This is a genomic window from Micromonospora reichwaldensis (assembly GCF_031845925.1).
GTDB lineage: Bacteria > Actinomycetota > Actinomycetes > Mycobacteriales > Micromonosporaceae > Micromonospora > Micromonospora reichwaldensis.
This window is the reverse complement of record NZ_JAVRFL010000026.1, coordinates 1-16,849: the sequence shown is the minus strand read 5'-3', so window position 1 is coordinate 16,849 and position 16,849 is coordinate 1. Positions and strand designations below refer to the sequence as shown.

Annotated in this window: 13 protein-coding genes; 6 read left to right on the top strand and 7 right to left on the bottom strand. The window is 72.8% G+C overall.

What is annotated here, in order from left to right; all coding sequences use genetic code 11:
* Positions 1-53: 53 nt before the first annotated feature.
* The 7 genes from RM555_RS21045 to RM555_RS21015 form a co-directional block, all read right to left on the bottom strand.
* Positions 54-1,676: a pectate lyase family protein gene (locus RM555_RS21045; RefSeq protein ID WP_311413350.1), complete on the bottom strand. Its 1,623-nt coding sequence runs from the start codon at positions 1,674-1,676 to the stop codon at positions 54-56.
* A 114-nt stretch (positions 1,677-1,790) separates the two neighbouring features.
* Positions 1,791-3,185, bottom strand: a complete 1,395-nt coding sequence (locus RM555_RS21040) for a pectate lyase family protein (protein WP_311413349.1) — start codon at positions 3,183-3,185, stop codon at positions 1,791-1,793.
* Between the two features lie 171 nt (positions 3,186-3,356).
* Entirely contained in the window at positions 3,357-4,553 is a 1,197-nt protein-coding gene (locus RM555_RS21035) for a Gfo/Idh/MocA family protein (protein WP_311413348.1), read from the bottom strand.
* Between the two features lie 41 nt (positions 4,554-4,594).
* A complete protein-coding gene (locus RM555_RS21030; protein ID WP_396888820.1) occupies positions 4,595-6,076 on the bottom strand; it encodes a mannitol dehydrogenase family protein in 1,482 nt (493 codons plus the stop codon).
* Positions 6,073-7,377, bottom strand: a complete 1,305-nt coding sequence (locus RM555_RS21025; RefSeq protein WP_311413346.1) for an enolase C-terminal domain-like protein — start codon at positions 7,375-7,377, stop codon at positions 6,073-6,075. The genes RM555_RS21030 and RM555_RS21025 overlap by 4 nt, the downstream gene beginning before the upstream one ends.
* Positions 7,374-8,798, bottom strand: coding sequence for a glucuronate isomerase (uxaC, locus tag RM555_RS21020; RefSeq protein WP_311413345.1), 1,425 nt, complete (start codon positions 8,796-8,798; stop codon positions 7,374-7,376). Before uxaC ends, RM555_RS21025 begins: the two co-directional genes overlap by 4 nt.
* Positions 8,799-8,828: 30 nt before the next feature.
* Positions 8,829-10,157, bottom strand: coding sequence for a Gfo/Idh/MocA family protein (locus tag RM555_RS21015; RefSeq protein WP_311413344.1), 1,329 nt, complete (start codon positions 10,155-10,157; stop codon positions 8,829-8,831).
* Positions 10,158-10,396: 239 nt separating this feature from the next.
* Between RM555_RS21015 and RM555_RS21010 the strand changes: the two genes are divergently transcribed.
* From RM555_RS21010 to RM555_RS20985, 6 genes are all read left to right on the top strand, one after another.
* On the top strand, positions 10,397-11,524 hold the full coding sequence (locus RM555_RS21010) for a LacI family DNA-binding transcriptional regulator (protein WP_311413343.1): 1,128 nt from the start codon (positions 10,397-10,399) through the stop codon (positions 11,522-11,524).
* 19 nt (positions 11,525-11,543) lie between these two features.
* Positions 11,544-12,893 (top strand): ABC transporter substrate-binding protein, encoded by a 1,350-nt coding sequence (locus RM555_RS21005; protein WP_311413342.1) that lies wholly within the window; start codon positions 11,544-11,546, stop codon positions 12,891-12,893.
* Between the two features lie 28 nt (positions 12,894-12,921).
* Positions 12,922-13,905 carry a carbohydrate ABC transporter permease gene (locus tag RM555_RS21000; protein WP_311413341.1) on the top strand — a complete coding sequence of 328 codons (984 nt, stop codon included), beginning with the start codon at positions 12,922-12,924 and terminating at the stop codon, positions 13,903-13,905.
* Positions 13,906-14,042: 137 nt separating this feature from the next.
* Entirely contained in the window at positions 14,043-14,804 is a 762-nt protein-coding gene (locus RM555_RS20995) for a carbohydrate ABC transporter permease (protein ID WP_132238380.1), read from the top strand.
* Positions 14,801-15,439, top strand: a complete 639-nt coding sequence (locus RM555_RS20990; protein WP_311413340.1) for a hypothetical protein — start codon at positions 14,801-14,803, stop codon at positions 15,437-15,439. The genes RM555_RS20995 and RM555_RS20990 overlap by 4 nt, the downstream gene beginning before the upstream one ends.
* Positions 15,436-16,311 carry a DUF6807 domain-containing protein gene (locus RM555_RS20985; protein ID WP_311413339.1) on the top strand — a complete coding sequence of 292 codons (876 nt, stop codon included), beginning with the start codon at positions 15,436-15,438 and terminating at the stop codon, positions 16,309-16,311. Before RM555_RS20990 ends, RM555_RS20985 begins: the two co-directional genes overlap by 4 nt.
* The last annotated feature ends 538 nt before the right edge of the window (positions 16,312-16,849 follow it).

The following is a 16,849-nucleotide window of genomic DNA, read 5'->3' as shown; positions in this document are numbered from 1 at the left end:
CGCCGGGCCGATGCCCGGCGCCGAACCGCGCCCGGCGGTCCGCGGAGGGGCGGTCAGTAGGGGAGCCTGCCGGTGCCGGCGCCGGCCGTGACGACGGACTTCACGGTGGCCGGCTCGGTCAGGGTGTACGGGTAGAACGTGCGCGGCTCCTGGACGGTGCCGCCCGCGTCGCCGGGCTCACTGGTGCCGGCGAGCACGTTGTCGCGGGCGATCATGCGGCCCCGGTCCCCGGAGTAGCTGATCGACCAGGGCACCTCGACGTCCTCGAAGTAGTTGCCCTCGACCACGCAGCCGGAGTCGAGCTGGCAGGCCACCCCGACGTCGGTGTTGTAGACGAAGTAGTTGTTGAACACGTGCACGGGGTCGCCGTAGCGGACCCGGGGGTTGCGCTGCGGCGTGCGGTCGAACCAGTTGTGGTGGTAGGTGACCTTCAGGTTGCCGACGTCCTGGGCGGCGTTGCGGTCGTCGTGGCCGAGCAGCATGTTCTTCGTGTGGTGATGGGTGTGGTTCCACGACACGGTGACGTAGCTGGACCCGCGCTTGACGTCGATCAGCCCGTCGTAGCCGTACGCCAGGTCGTTGTGGTCGATCCACACGTGGTGCGAGAACATCTGCACGTTGATCGCGTCGTCGACGGTGTTGCGGAAGTTCAGGTTCCGCACGATCACGTTGTGCACGGCGTTCGCCGGCGGGCTCGTCGCGTCGCTGACCGGCAGGCCGATGTTCAGCCCGCCGCCGGTGATGCCGGAGCTGGCGCCGACGCCGACGATCGTCTTGTCCGAGGTGACGTCGTGCATCGGGCCGGGCAGCGCGATCATCCCGTCCACCCGCACGGTCAGCGGGCCGGCCGTGCCGATCGCGGTGAGCAACTCGGCGGCCGTGTCCACGGTGACGGTCGGGCCGCCGGCCCCGCCGGTGGTGCCGTTCTGGCCGAGCGCGTGCACCGAGGCGAAGCCGACCGGCGGGGCGCCCGGGTCGATCGGCGGCCCGGTCGGCGGCAGGGTGGGCCCGCCGCTCGGCGTGCCGGTGGGCGGGGCGCCGGTGGCCGTGTCCACCTGGACGTCGTCGAAGGTGGCGCTCGCGTACGAGGTGGCCAGGCCGATCCGGCCGGCGGCGAACGCCCCGTCGGTGGCCTGCACGCGCAGCGTGCCGTCGACGTAGCCGCGCAGCGAGCTGCCGACCGCCTCCAGCCGCAGCGTCGCCCAGCTGCCGACGGTGATCCCGGCGGGGGCGGAGCCCAGCGACACCGGGTCGCCGCCGGAACGGCGGATCAGCTGCACGCCGCCGCTCGCGGTCACCACCAGCGCGTAGTAGCTGCTGCTGCTCTGCGCCCGGGCGATCACCCCGGCGTGCCGGTTCGCCCCGCCGAAGCCCGTCGGCCGGACCCGGGCCTGCACCCCGTAGTCGGTCCAGGTGCCCGCACCGGCGAGGGCGCGGGCGTCGCTGCTGGTGCCGGACTGCCGGTAGGCGTACGAGCCGTCGGTCACCACCGACCAGCTGCCGCCGGAGCGGGACCACCCGTCGGCCGCGCCGTCGGAGAACGTGTCGCTGAACAGGGTGTCGGCGTGCGCGGACGAGGTGGTCGCGAGCACCGTGCCGACGGCCAGGGCGCCGGCGGTGAGCGCCGCGCCGAGCAGCCTCGGTGTGCGCGTCCGGGAGCGGGATGTCCGGTTCATGGTGCACCTCCTGGTGGTGGGGGGTGTGCACCGGTGGGCCGCCGCGCTGAGCGCCGGACGCGGCGGCCCACCGGCCGTCCGGCCGCCGCGCGCCCCGGCGCGGCGGCCGGCGTCCTAGAGGAGCAGCCGGTCCGCGCCGGCCAGCGCCCCGACGACCGCCGGCACCGCGGGCGCCGGCAGCACCGGACCACGGCGCAGGGTCGGCGTCCAGCCGGCGTCCGGGGCCAGGTCCGGCTCGTGCGCCGCGTTGTACGCGCCCACCAGGTCGACCGGGCGGGCCCGGTCCCCGGCGGCGCGGACCCAGTTGCCGCGGGTGGTGACGGCGGTGCCGCCCCAGTCGTGGAGCAGGGTGTCGGCCGTGACGCCGGCGCCGAGAGTGAAGAAGTTGTTCTCGGCGACCACGGCGGACTGCACCCCGACGCCGATCGCGTACTCGAAGCCGTCGCCGGCCAGCCGGTAGTGGTTGTTCCACACGTCGACCTGGCCGAAGCGCACCCGGGGCAGCCGCTGGAGCACCCCGTCGAAGAGGTTGTGGTGCAGGCTCACCTTCAGCCGCCCGACGTCCGGGCCGACGGTGTTGGACGAGCCGATGAGCATGACCTTGTCCCGCCCGACGAACCGGTTGTACGACACGGTCACCAGGCTCGCGGTGTGCGTGACGTCCACCGACCCGTCGTGCACCTGGTACGGCCGGCCGAGGTGCACGGGCTGGCCGCTGTCCGGGTTGTCACCGTCGGTGAAGGTGTTGTGGTCGATCCAGACGTGCTCGCTGCGGCGCACCGAGATCTGGTCGTACTGGGAGTTCCAGTTGCCGGCGGCGCCGTCGGTGGGGGACCAGGCGGGGAAGCAGTCCCGGGCGTCGTCGAAGGTCAGGTTCCGCACGATCGTGTTGTGCGCGCCGTCGAGCATCAGCGTCAGGCCGGTCAGCCGGGCGCCCCGGAGGCCGACGATCGTGGTGTTCGGACCGACGTTGATCTGGGTCTGCCGGGTCTGGTTCGTCACCGAACGCACCCGCGCCGCCTCCAGCGGCCCGCTCGGCGCCACCCGGCCCCAGACCGCCGGGTCGTACGCCGCGAGGTACGCCGCCAGCGAGTACTCCGGGTCGGCGAGGTCGGCGCAGTCGAGGATGCTCCCGTCGGGCCCCTCGAAGCCGTCGACCGCGCCGTTGACGTAGATGATCTTCGGGGTGGCGTTGCCCCGGTTGGTGGCGTTGTCGCCGCCGAGGGCCGCGACCAGCTCGGCCCGGCTGGAGACCACGTGCACCTGCTCCGGGGTCGCCGCCGTGCCGCCGGTCGTGCCGGTCCCCTCAGCCGCCCAGCCGTCCCCGGCCGGCAGCGCCTGCCGGCCGAGGTGCCGGGCGAACCAGGAGAGCCCGCTGTCGGCCGTGTCGACCGCGCCGTTCTGCGCCGGAGCGGCCCCGCCGTCCGGGGCCGGGGCCGCCGTCACGCTCCCGGGTGTCGCCGCGAGCGTCACGGCGACCATCGCCGCGCCCACTGCCTTCTTCCACATCTATCGGACCACCTGTTCGTTGCCGGTCGGGTATCAGGCAACGGTAGGTTTCGCGTTTTATACGCGTCAATGACAAACGTGTGCAGAAGTGTTGCATCCGATCAAATCGGCCGGTATCGCCCCGGCCGCCCTCGGTCGGGTTGACGCCCCTATATCCGATATGGACCCGCCTCAGGCGGGCGGTTCAGTTGCAGTGGGTTGCGGTTCCTCCTGTCCCATCAGGTCCGTGCGGTGCGGCGCCACCGCCCATGGCACCGCCAGCTCCGACAGCAGCGCCCCCTCGTCTGCCGCCCGGCGCAGCAGCCGGTTGATCCCGCGCACCGTCAGTACCCGCTGCGGGCCGTCGCCCGTGGCGGTGACGAGGTCGCCGCCGAGCAGCGTCGGCTCGGGCGCGGTCGTGACGGCCTCCAGCACCGCGGTGAACGGGGCGGTCCGCGCCAGGGGCGCGATCAGCGGCACCGCCGGGTCGGCGCGGTGGGCGAGGAGGTTCTCCAGCAGCCCGCGCCGGCCCGGCACCTCGCGTGCGCCGGCGTCGCCGGGCAGCAGCAATTGGTCGGTCGGGTACTCCAGCACGGCCCGGCCGGCCGTGCCCGTCACGATCACCTCTCCCGCGACGAAGTCCTCCCCGGCCAGGGTCACGGCCGCGACGATCGGCGGTCCCGAACGGGACGACACCCGCAGGGTCGCCGTGTCGTCCACCTCGATCGGCCGGACCCGGTAGCGCTCCACCTCGATCCGCGCGGGGACCACCGGCCCGTCCCCGGCGGCCTCGGCGACCGCCAGGCACTGCATGACCGCGTGCGCCAGCGGGTTGGCCAGGGCGCCGTCCAGCACCGGGCGGCCGTGCAGCGTCCGCCGCCCGGCCCACGGCGCCCGCGCGTAGTAGGCGTCGGAGCGCTGCCAGGACGCCACCGTCGCGATGCCGGTGACGGCACCGAGCCGCCCGGCCCGCACCGCGTCGGTCAGCTCCGTCAGCGCCGCCGAGCCGAGCGCCTGGAAGCCCACCTGGCACGCCCGGCCCGTCGTGGCGAGGGCGTCGGCCAGCTCCCGGTGCTCGGCGGTGGACAGCACCGGCGGCTTCTCCAACAGCAGGTCGGCGCCCGCGGCGAGCACATCCAGGGCGATCGGCAGGTGGGTGTGCGGTGGGGTGCAGACCACCACCACGTCCGGCCGGGCAGCCCGCAGCATCTCCCGGTGGTCTGCGTGGACCAGGGTGCCGTCGGGCACCGGCGCCGCCGGCTCGTCCTCGATCGGACGTACGTCGACCAGGGCGACCAGCCGCAACCGCCCGGCGGCGTGCAGTGGGGCGACGACCCGCCGGTGCCAGCGCCCGTGCCCGTTGGCCCCGACGATCGCGACCCTCGGCACGGCGCCGGCCCGTCCCGGTGGCACCCCCGCGGCGGCGGCCGTCACCGGGCGCCCGCCAACGTCGCGGCCACCCCGTGCCGTTGCAGGGCGGTCAGCCACCCTGTCACCTCGGCGCGTACGTCGTCGTCCTCGGACACCTCGGCGGGGAAGACCTCGCGCAGCGCGAACACCGCGTCGACGGCCCCCGCCGGGGTCTTCGCTCCGGCGGCGAGCGCGGCGCGGATCTCCTCGGCGAGCGGGTCGGCCAGCGGCAGGGGGCTGCCGTCGTCGGCGTGGCCCTGCGCGAAGCGCAGCCAGGCGGCCACCACCAGCGTGGCCCAGTGCGCCGACCGGCCCGCGGCCCGCAAATCGGCGATGGTGTGCAGGATCCGCTGCGGCAGCTTCTGCGAGCCGTCCAGGGCAACCTGGAGGGTGCGGTGGTGGATCGCCGGGTTGGCGAACCGGGTCAGCACCTCCTCGCCGTACGCGACGACCGAGACGCCCTCGGGCGGGTCGAAGCTGGCCGCCACGTCCTCGGCGACCAGCTGCCGCAGCACGGTCGTCAGGTGCGGCAGGGTCAGCGCGTCGGCGATGGTCTCCCGGCCGGCCAGCGCACCCAGGTAGGCGGCGGCCGAGTGCACGCCGTTGAGGGCGCGCAGCTTCAGCCGCTCCCAGGATCCGGCGTCGGCGGTGAGCACCGCGCCGGCCCGTTCCCAGGCCGGCCGGCCGCCCGGGAAGTCGTCCTCGATCACCCACTGCCGGTACGGCTCGGCTACCACCGCCGCCAGGTCGGCCACCCCCAGGGCCCGCTCGGCGTCGGCGAGGGTCTGCGCCGTGCTGGCCGGCACGATCCGGTCGACCATGGTGCCGGGGAAGCTGACGTGCTCCCGGACCCAGCCGGCCAGCGGCTCCGGCACCCCCGCGTACGCCACCGACTGCTCGACCAGGCCACGCAGCCGGCGGCCGTTCGCGGGCAGGTTGTCGCAGCTGACCAGGGCCAACGGCGGGCCCTGCGCGGCGGCGCGGGCGAGCAGCCCGCGCAGCAGCAGGCCCGGGACGGTGACCGGCGCCCGGTCGGTGCGCAGGTCGGCGGCGACCTCCGGGTCGGGCCTCAACCGGCCGGTCACCGGGTCGAGCTGGTACGCCTTCTCCGTCACGGTGAGGGTGACCACCCGGATCGCCGGGTCGGCCAGCAGCGCCACCACGGCGGCGGGGTCACCGGCGGCGTGCCGGGTGCCCGCCAGCGCGCCGATGACCCGGGTGTGGCACCCCTGGGCGCTGGTGGTGGTGACGCTGAACAGGTTGTCCTGCGCGGCCAGCGTCGTCACCACGTCGGGATTGCGTGGCGCCACGCCGACGATGCCCCAGTCGCCCCCGGCCCGCGCCATCGCCTCCTCGGTGTAGACCGCCTGGTGGGCGCGGTGGAACGCGCCCAGCCCGAGGTGCACGATCCCCGCCGGCACGCTGCCCGGGCGGATCAGCGGGCGGCTCTCGGTCGGCAGCCGGCGTAGCGTCCCGAGACCGAGCCGGGCGGTGCCGGTCATCGCCACACCGGTCCGTCCGGGAAGCGGAACTCGGCGATCGACTCCGGCTTCATCGTGGAGCTGTAGCCGGGCGCCTCCGGCAGCAGGTAGCGCCCCTCGCGGGTGCGCACCGGGTCGACGAAGTGCTCGTGCAGGTGGTCGACGTACTCGACCATCCGGCCGTCGAGGCTGGTGCCGACCCGCAGGTAGTCGAAGACGGCCAGGTGCTGGACGTACTCGCACAGGCCCACGCCGCCGGAGTGCGGGCAGATCGGCACCCCGAACTTCGCCGCCATCAGGATCTCGGCGAGGACCTCGTTGACGCCGCCGACCCGGCAGGCGTCGATCTGCATCACACCGATCGCCTCGGCCTGGAGCAGCTGCTTGAAGATGACCCGGTTGGCGGCCACCTCACCGGTGGCGACCCGGCACCGGCCGTCGGTCAGGTCGGTCACCGCCCGCGCGATCCGGGCGTGCCCGAGGATGTCGTCGGCGTGCGTCGGCTCCTCGATCCAGTACGGGTCCACCTCCGCCAGGGCGGTCATGTTGGTGATCGCCTCGTCGACGTCCCACACCTGGTTGGCGTCCATCATCAGCAGCGCGTCCGGCCCGATCTCCTCCCGGATGATCCGCGCCCGCCGCAGATCGTCGGCCGGCAGCCCGCCGACCTTCATCTTCATCGCCCGCCACCCCTGCGCGTACGCCTGCCGGGTCAGTGCCCGGACCTTGTCGTCGGGGTAGCCCAGCCAGCCCACCGAGGTGGTGTACGACGGGAACCCGTCGCGCTCCAGCCCGGCCCGGCGCTCGTCCAGCCCGACCAGCCCCTTGTCGAGGATGGCCGCCGCCTCGTCCGGGGTGAGGGCGTCGGTGATGTGGTGGAAGTCGATGCTGGCCACCAGCTCCTCGGTGGGCAGCTCGGCGAGCAGCTGCCACATCGGCTTGCCGGCCAGCTTGGCCCGCAGGTCCCAGACCGCGTTGACCAGCGCGCCGGTGGCCATGTGGATGACCCCCTTCTCCGGGCCCAGCCAGCGCAGCTGCACGTCGGCGCTGAGCGAGCGCCAGAACGCCACCGGGTCGGCGAAGATCTCCTCCACGGTCCGGCCCCGCACGTGGTGGGCGAGGGCCTCGATCGCCGCGCAGGTCAGCTCGTTGCCGCGACCGTTGGTGAAGGTGAACCCGGCCCCGGTGACGCCGGCGTCGGTGCGCAGCTCGACGTAGCTGGCCGAGTAGTCGCCCCGGTTGATCGCGTCCGAGCCGTCGCCCGCGGCGGCGGTCGGGAACCGCACGTCGTGCACGTCGACGGCGGTGACGGTGACACTCACAGGACATTCTCTCCGATCTTGAAGACCTTCTTCGGCAGCCGGTACGCCAGGTCGACGATGGTCTCGGCGGCCTCGTCCTCGCCGAGGCGGTGCTCGGTGACCAGCCGGGCCAGGTAGGCGGCGTCGACCCGGCGGGCCACGTCGTGGCGTACCGGGATGGAGCAGAACGCGCGGGTGTCGTCGACGAACCCGGCGGTGTTGTAGAAGCCCGCGGACTCGGTGACCGACTCGCGGAAGCGGCGCAGCACCTCCGGCGAGTCCAGGAACCACCACGGCGCACCGAGGTACAGGGCGGCGTACCCGCCCGCCAGGGGGGCGAGTTCCCGGCTGAAGGTGTACTCGTCGAGGGTGTAGAGCACCACCCGCAGTCGCGGGTCGTTGCCGTACGCGTCCAGCAGCGGGGTCAGCGCGTGCAGGTACTCAGTGGCCTGCGGCAGGTCGCCGCCGACGTCGCGGCCGTGCCGCGCGTACAGCCAGCGGTTGTGGTTGCGCACCGAGCCGGGGTGCAGCTGCATCACGAGACCGTCGTCCAGCGACATCCGGGCGAACTCCAGCAGCATGTGCGCCCGGAACGTCTCCGCGTCGGCCGCGTCGGCCAGCCCCCGCAGCCCCTTGTCGTAGAGCCGGGCCGCCTCGTCCGCGTCCAGCGCCAGGGTGCGCGCGGTGGGGTGGCCGTGGTCGGAGCAGGTGGCGCCGGCCGCGATGAAGGCCGCCCGCCGCTGGCGCAGCGCCGCCAGGTAGCCGGCGTACGTGCCGGTGTCCTCGCCGGTGATCTCGCCGAGCCGCGCGACGTTGCCGGCCCAGTCGTCGAACTCCATGTCGACCACGTTGTCCGGCCGGAACGTGGTGATCACCCGGCCGCCCGGCCCGCCCCAGCCGTCGGCGGCGAGCTTGGCGTGCTGCCCGAGGTCGTCCAGGGGCGACTCGGTGGTGGCGAGCACCTCGATGCCGAACCGCTCGAACAGCGCCCGGGGCCGGAACTCCGGCTCGGCGAGCCGGGCCGCGAGTTCGTCGTAGACGGCGTCGGCGGTGGCCGGGGAGAGCGGGGTGCGCACCCCGAACACGTCGGTGAAGGTCTGCTCCAGCCAGAGCCGGGAGGGGGTGCCCCGGAACAGGTGCCAGTGCGCGGCGAAACGTCGCCAGATGGTGCGCCCGTCGGGCTCCGAGGGGCTGCCGTCGACGGTGGGCACGCCCAGGTCGGCCGGGGGGACGCCCTGGCTGAGCAGCATCCGGGTGAGGTAGTGGTCGGGCACGATGAGCAGCCGCGCCGGATCCGGGAACGGGCGGTCCTCGGCCAGGATCGCCGGGTCGACGTGCCCGTGCGGGGAGATGATCGGCTGGGGCGCGGCCAGCGCGTACAGCCGGCGGGCCACCGCGCGCTGCGCGGGGTCGGCGGGGAAGAGCAGGTCGGTCGTGGGCACGGGTGGGGCTCCTCGGAGGGTGTTCGTGGCTCAGGAGAGGTCGAGCAGGTCGGCGACCCGGACCGGGGCGCCGGTGGTGAAGGAGCGGTTCGCGGCCAGCCCGGTGAGCAGGGCGAGAGCGCCGTCGCGGGCGGTCGCCGCCCGCCCCATCGGGTCCGGCTCGCCGGCGATCAGGACCCGGGCCATCCGGGCGTCGGCGCCGCCGTGCCCGGAGCGGGTGTGCCCGGCCACGGGTACGACCTGCGGCGGCGCCCAGAACGGCCGCAGGGTCAGCGTGGCGGAGCCGGCCTCGGCGGCGGCCTCGTCGCCGTGCAGCGCCGCGCCCTTCAGCGCGCCGGCGGACGCCGGGCTGACGTGGTCGCTCTCCACGACCTCCAGCTCCAGGCGGCCCCGGCTGCCGTTGACCATCACCCGGTAGCCCTCGTAGGGGGCGTACGCGGTGAGGTGGTAGGTCATCGTCGCGCCGGTGGAGTAGCGGGCGAGCACCGCCATGTCGTCCTCGATGTCCACGCCCGGGGCGAAGACGTTGCGGTCGCGCTGGTAGCCGTCCTCGGCCTCGGCGTCGAGGTAGAGCTCGCGCAGTTTCGGGTGCGCGTCGAGCCGTAGCGCGAACGGGTCGTCGTCGGCGGCGGGGGAGCCGTGCGCCCGCTCGTAGTCGCGGGCGTAGCCGTGCCGGTGGCCGGCCTCGCCGTAGAAGAACAGCCGGCCGGTGGCGTACACCTCGACGGGGGTGGCGTCGAGCCACCAGTTGACCAGGTCGAAGTGGTGGCCGGCCTTGTGCACCATCAGCCCGCCGGAGTGCGCCTTGTCGCGGTGCCAGCGGCGGAAGTAGTCGGCGCCGTGCCGCACGTCGAGCAGCCACTCGAAGTGCACCGAGCCCACCTCGCCGATCGCGCCGTCGGCGAGCAGCTCGCGCAGCTTCTCGTGCAGCGGGTTGTAGCGGTAGTTGAACGCCACCCGCACCTGCCGCCCGGTGTCGGCGACCGCGTCGAGGATCTGCCGGCAGCCGGCGGCGTCCACGGTCATCGGCTTCTCGGTGATGACGTCGCAGCCGGCCCGCAGCGCCGTGTCGACGTGCGCGGCGTGGGTGTCGTCCACGCTCGTCACCACCAGCACGTCGACGCGCTCCTTGGCGAGCATGGCGGCCAGGTCCTCGGCCCGGTACGTCGGCACCGGCGGGTGGCCCAGCTCGCCGAGCCACCGGTTGTGGGCGTCCATCCGGGCCTGGTTGACGTCGGCGAACGCGACGAGTTCGGCGGTGTCCGCGTGGTCGCGCACCAGCGCCCGGACGAACATCTCGGCCCGGGACCCGGTGCCCACCAGGGCGTGTCGGACCCGTTGACCGGTGCTGGACGACATGTCGACCGCCTCCCGTGTTGCTGCAAAGGTTTGCAGCGAAATAACCACGCGCCGCGCGGCGGCGTCAACGATCGATGCCAAACCGGCGGCATAGATCCGATTTGATCCGTATTTCAGCGCATGGTGGGAGCGTGGCCGAAACGCATCTGTAACCATCGGCCGTTGACACCGGCACAACCGTTTGCATTAATTGGCGGCACCTGACGTGACCCCAGCCACACTGGACGAAGGGCCCCGCCGTGCCAGCCACCATCCGAGACGTCGCCCGGGCCTCCGGCGTGCACATCTCCACGGTCTCCCGCACGTTCTCGGCCCCGCACCTGGTCAACCCGGAGACCCGGGGCCGGGTGCTGGCCTGTGCCGAGGAGCTCGGCTACCGGCCCAACCGCGCCGCCCGCGCCCTGATCACCGGCCGTACGCACAACATCGGCCTGATCATCGCGGACATCGCCAACCCGTTCTTCCCGCCGCTGATCAAGGCGGCGGAGAGCCAGGCCCGCCAACGCGACTACCACGTGTTCGTGGCCGACACCAACGAGGACCCGATCGCCGAGGAGGAGCTGGTCCACGCCCTCGCGAAGCAGGTGGACGGGGTGCTGCTGTGCAGCCCGCGGATGAGCAACAGCATGATCGAGCAGCTCAGCCGCGAAGTGCCGCTGGTGGTGATAAACCGGCAGGTCGCCGGCCTGCCGTGCGTCACCATGGACGTCGGGCAGGGCGCCCGGTCGGCCATCGAGCACCTGCTCGGCCTCGGCCACCGGCGGATCGCGCTGCTCAGCGGGCCGCGCGGCTCGTGGACCAGCCGGGAGATCCGCCGGGCGGCCGGCGTCGCGGCGCGGGCCGGCGGCGCCGAGTTCACCGTCCTCGGGCCCAACCAGCCCACCGAGACCGGCGGCGCGGCCCTCGCCGAGCAGGTCCGCCGCAGCGAGGCCACGGCGGTCCTCGCCTACAACGACCTGATGGCGATCGGCCTGATCGAAGGGCTCGACGCCGTCGGGATGCACGTCCCGCAGGACGTGAGCGTCGTCGGTATCGACGACATCGCCCTGAGCCGGCTCACCCGGCCCAAGTTGACGACGGTGGCCACGCCCAACGCGGCCGCCGGCCGGACGGCCGTCGACATGCTCCTGCAACACGACACCGTCGCCGCCCGTGGCTCACGCGGCGGTCGGGGTGTCACGAGCGACGACCGTCGTACCACCGCACAGGTAATGCTCCAGACCGAACTGGTCATCCGCGACTCGACCGCCGCCGCGCCGGCAGACGGTCGGAACCGCCCCGACGCCGAGTTGGTCGTCCCGGGCCCGCATCGCCTTGCGGGCCCGGGTCGCCCGACCGCGGCCACCGGTGGCGTCGTCGCCTCCTAACGCCAAGGAGTGAGCGCACATGCACCCCGCAACGCCCCCCACCACTGGCACGCAGGCCGTGCCCGTTCACCGTACCCCCGTCCGCCGTCGGCGGTTGATCCGCGGCCTGCTCGCCACGGTCGTCGCCCTGCCCCTGATCCTCGGTGCCGCCGGCTGCGGCGGCGACGACGAGGCCAGCACCGACCCGAACGCCCCGGTCAAGCTCTCGGTCTTCTGGTGGGGCGGTGAGGCCCGGGCGAAACTGACCGAGGAGGCCCTCGCCCTCTACACCAAGAAGCACCCGAACGTCACGTTCGAGAAGACCTGGCAGGCCAACCAGGGCTACTTCGACAAGCTGGCCACCCTCACCGCCGGCGGCAACCCGCCGGACCTCTTCCAGATCGACGACAACTACCTGGCCGAGTACGCCTCGCGCAGTACCACCCTCGACCTGACGTCGTACAAGGACTCCGGCGACCTCGACGTGTCGAAGTTCCCCAAGAGCCTCTGGCAGTACGGCGTGGTCGACGGCAAGCTCGCCGGCGTGGCCTCGGGGGAGAACACCCAGGGCCTGGTCTACAACAAGACGCTGCTGACCAAGAACGGCCTGCCCGAGCCGACCACGGGGATGAGCTGGGAGGAGCACATCGCCTGGGCCGAGCAGGTCGCGAAGAAGACCAAGGTGCCCGGCACCCAGGACCCGAGCGCCGACTACAAGGCGTTCTGGGTGTGGCTGCGCCAGCAGGGCAAGGACCTCTACAAGGGCAAGGAACTCGGCTTCACCGCCGAGGACGTGACGAAGTGGTTCGACCTGTGGAAGGGCGCCCGGGACCGGGGCGCCACCCCGACCCCCGACGTCATCCACGAGGGCAACGCCACCGACATCACCAAGCAGCTCGTGGTCACCGGCAAGGCCGGCACCAGCTGGGTCTGGGTCAACCAGATGCCGGAGCTGAAGAAGAACACCAAGGACGAGCTGGGCGTCATCGCCTACCCCGGTGACCCGAGCGCCCAGTGGGCCCGCGCCTCCATGTACTGGTCGGTGTTCAAGGGCAGCAAGCACAAGGACGTCGCGGTCGACGTGATCAACTTCCTGGCGAACGACCCCGAGGCGGTCAAGATCCTCGGCACCGACCGGGGCCTGCCGTCGAACCTGGACCTGCGCCGGGTGGTCAGCGACGACGTCACCGACCCGGCGATGAAGCAGTCGATCCAGGTCGAGTCCGACCTGGCGGAGAAGTTCGGCGAGGCGCCGCAGGTCCCGCTCAAGGGGCACAGCAAGGTCCGCGCCGAGCTGATCAAGGCCGCCGAGAACGCCCAGTACGGCCGGATCAGCTCCGCCCAGGCGGCGGAGCAGTTCATCGCCGCCTGCAAGTCCGCCATCGCCTGACCCTGACGCTACCGAGAGGAACCGGCTCGTGGCCCTGACCACGGCGCCCGGTCCGACCCGACGACGTACCGGATCCGTCCCGACCCCCGCCGGCAGGCGCGGGGTCGGGCGGGCCCGGCACGGGGACGGTCTGGCCGGCTACGTCTTCCTGTCGCCCTGGCTGCTCGGCCTGATGGCCGTCACGGCGATACCCATGCTCCTGTCGCTCTACCTGAGCTTCACGAACTACGACATCCTCACCCCCTTCTCCGAGGTGGAGTGGGTCGGATTCGCCAACTACGAGCGCATGTTCACCGCCGACCCGTCGTACTGGCACTCGGTGCGGGTGACGCTCACCTTCGCCCTGGTCGCCGTGCCGCTGAAGCTGGCGGCCGCGCTCGGGGTGGCCCTGCTGCTCAACCGCGCCTGGCGCGGCGTCGGGCTGTTCCGCGGCCTGTTCTACCTGCCGTCGCTGCTCGGCGGCAGCGTCGCGCTGGCCATCGTCTGGGTGAACATGTTCAACCGCGAGGGCGCGTTCAACTCGCTGCTGGGCGTCTTCGGCATCGAGGGCAAGCCGTGGGTCAACGACCCCGACTGGGCCCTGGAGACCCTCATGGTGCTCGCCATCTGGCAGTTCGGCGCGCCCATGGTGATCTTCCTGGCCGGCCTCAAGCAGGTGCCCACCGAGCTCTACGAGGCGGCCTCCGTCGACGGCGCCGGCAAGTGGCGGCAGTTCGTCGCCGTCACCCTGCCGATGCTCTCGCCGGTGATCTTCTTCAACCTGGTGCTGGAGACCATCAACGGCTTCCAGGGCTTCACCGCCGCGTTCGTGCTCAGCAACGGCACCGGCGGCCCGGTCGACTCCACCCTGATGTACACGCTGAACCTCTACATCACGGGCTTCACCAACCTGGAGATGGGCTACGCCTCCGCGATGGCCTGGGTCTTCCTGCTCGCCATCGCGATCATCACCGCGATCTTCTTCAGCACCGGGCGGTTCTGGGTGCACTACTCGGACGGGGAGGACCGGTGACGGCGACGGCGACCCCGACGGCAACCCCGGCGACGACCGGCCCGCGCGGCCCGCGCCGGGCCAGCGGCGGCGGGCAGGCCGTGCGCCTGCTCATCCTGATCGCGATCGTCGCGGTCGTGCTCTACCCGCTCTTCTGGATGATCGGTACCTCCCTGAAGAGCCAGGAGGAGATCGTCAACAACATCGGCCTGCTGCCGAACGAGTTCACCCCCGGCAACTACGCCGACGGGTGGACCAACTTCGACTTCAGCTTCGGCCGGTTCTTCCTCAACAGCGCGATGGTCAGCCTGCTGACCGTGGTCGGCAACGGCGTCTCCTGCCTGCTCGCCGCGTACGCCTTCGCGCGGCTGCGGTTCCGGCTGCGGGGCGTCTGGTTCGCCGTGATGATCGGGACGCTCCTGCTGCCCGGGCACGTGCTGATCGTGCCGCAGTACATCCTGTTCCGCAGCCTGGGCCTGGTGGGCGGCGAGTGGCCGTACCTGCCGCTGCTGATCCCGCAGTTCCTGGCCACCGAGGCGTTCTTCGTGTTCCTGATGGTGCAGTTCATGCGGGGCATCCCGCGCGAGCTCGACGAGGCCGCCAAGATCGACGGTGCGAACGCCTTCGGCATCTTCCGGCACGTGATCCTGCCGCTGAGCCGGCCGGCGCTGGTCACCACGGCGATCTTCTCGTTCATCTGGACCTGGAACGACTTCTTCCGCCAGCTCGTCTTCCTCTCCGACCTCGAGGACTACACCGTGCCGGTGGCGCTGACCCTGTTCATCGACTCGACGAGCCAGAGCGCCGTCGGCCCGATGTTCGCCATGTCGGTGCTGTCGCTGCTGCCGGTGTTCCTGTTCTTCGTGGCCTTCCAGCGGATGCTGGTGGAGGGCATCAACACGAGCGGACTCAAGGGATGAGGCCGGACCGGGAGGACGGCCCGGACCGGGAGGACGGCCCGGCCCGCCGCGACTGGCGGGACGTGCTCACCGACGCCACGGACCTGGCCGTGGTCGGCATCGTCCTGACCCTGGCGGCGCTGCCGGTGCTCACCGCGGCGGCGGCCGTCGCCGCCGCGAGCGCGGCGGTGCACGACCGGTACACCATCGGTTCCTGGCCCTCTGCGCGGGAGAACCTGACCCGCTACGGCCGCGCCCTGCTGCCCGGCGCCGGGGTGAGCGTGCTGACGCTCGCCGTCTTCGGGCTGCTCGCCGTGAACGTCGCCGCGCTGGCCGGCGGCCGGGTCCCCGGCGGGGCGCCGCTGCTCCTGGTCACCGTCGTGCTGGCCGCCGCCCTGGCCGGGTACGCCGCGCTGGTGGTGGTGGAGGTCGGCCGTCGCAGTGGCCGCGGCTGGCGGGAGGCCGCCGGTGCCGCCGCCGGCGCCTGCCGCGCCCGCCCGGGCACCTGGGCCGCCGCCGGCGGGGTCAGCGCCGTCGCCGCGCTGCTCGCCGTCCTGATCATCCCGGTCGCGGTGCCCATCCTCGCCGGGTACCTGGTCGCCGCCCTGCACGCCGTCGCGCGGCGGACCGTGCCCGCCCCGGTGGGACAGTCGTGACCGGCGACGACCGGCGGGCCGGCGTGACCGAGAACGATCGGCAGCTCAGCGTCGACGACGTGCCGGTGGCCCGGTACGTCGTCGACCCGGCGATCGACCCCCGGCACGGCCCCCGCCCGTACCTGCATCCCGTGCGGACCCTCGGCGGGACGGTGGTCACCGACGCGTTTCCCGCCGACCACGTCTGGCACCTCGGCGCGTCCCTGGCCGTGCAGGACGTCGACGGCACCAACCTCTGGGGCGGGCGCACCTACGTCCGCGACACCGGCTACACGTGGCGCGACGACCACGGCCGCATCGCGCACACCCGATGGGAGACCCGCGACCCGCAACGGCTCGCGCACCAACTGGAGTGGCGGGACCGGAACGGGGCGGTGCTGCTCACCGAGCGGCGGGAGCTGGCCGCGCAGCGGGTCGGCGAGCGGGCCTGGGCCCTCGACGTCGGGTACACGCTGACCGCCCCCGCCGACCGGGACGTCACCCTGGGCAGCCCGGCGACCAACGGACGCCCGGGCGGCGCCGGCTACGGCGGCTTCTTCTGGCGGGCGGTCAGCGCGGCACCCGCGCGGGTGTGCACCGCCACCGCCGAGGGGGAGGACGCCGTCAACGGCAGCGACGCGCCGTGGCTGGCCTTCGCCGGCACCGGGCCGGACGGGGCCGCGTACACGCTCGTGCTGGCCGGGCTCGCGGAGGGCGACCGCTGGTTCGTCCGCACCGCGATGTACCCGGGGGTCTGCGTGGCGTTCGCCTTCGACCGGCCCAGGGTGATCACCGCAGGTACGAGTCGCGCCGGGCGGCACCGGGTGGTCGTCGCCGACGGCACGCTCGACCAGGCGACGGCCGCCGCGTTGGCCGCCGGCGCGACGGTGTGACGCGGCCCTCCCACCCCGGATTTGACGATCTTGTCGGGCGGGCGTAACTTTCTCTCTGCCAGCGCGGAACGGACGAACAGGGTGAAAGCCCTGGACAGGCCGGAGCGCGGTGGGACCATCGGTCCGGGTGGGGTGCTCCCACCGGGTCGACACGGGCGGTGCCCCGGATCCGTCGCGAGGCGGATTTGGCGAGGCGGAGCCGACCGGGTAAGGTTCACGGCCGGTAGGAAACCGGGCGAGCTCGCGGGAAACCGCGGAGCGGCCGGTCTGCCGAACTTCCCGGAGACCGTCGGCGAGAGTCGACGTCATCGGGATGCCCGGAAATTGGGTTGAAGTGGTGCGGATCGCTGCGAAGCGGTTTGACGCGGCGGAAACCACCGGGTAACGTAGTAAAAGTGCCCGGCGCGGGATGCGGCGGACATGATGAACGAAATGCCCCGGGTCGGGTGCTCCACGGTGTGGGGTTTCTGGGCGGTGTGTGGTTGTTCTTTGAGAACTCAACAGGGTGCTTGATAAGCCAGTGCCAATTATGATTTAT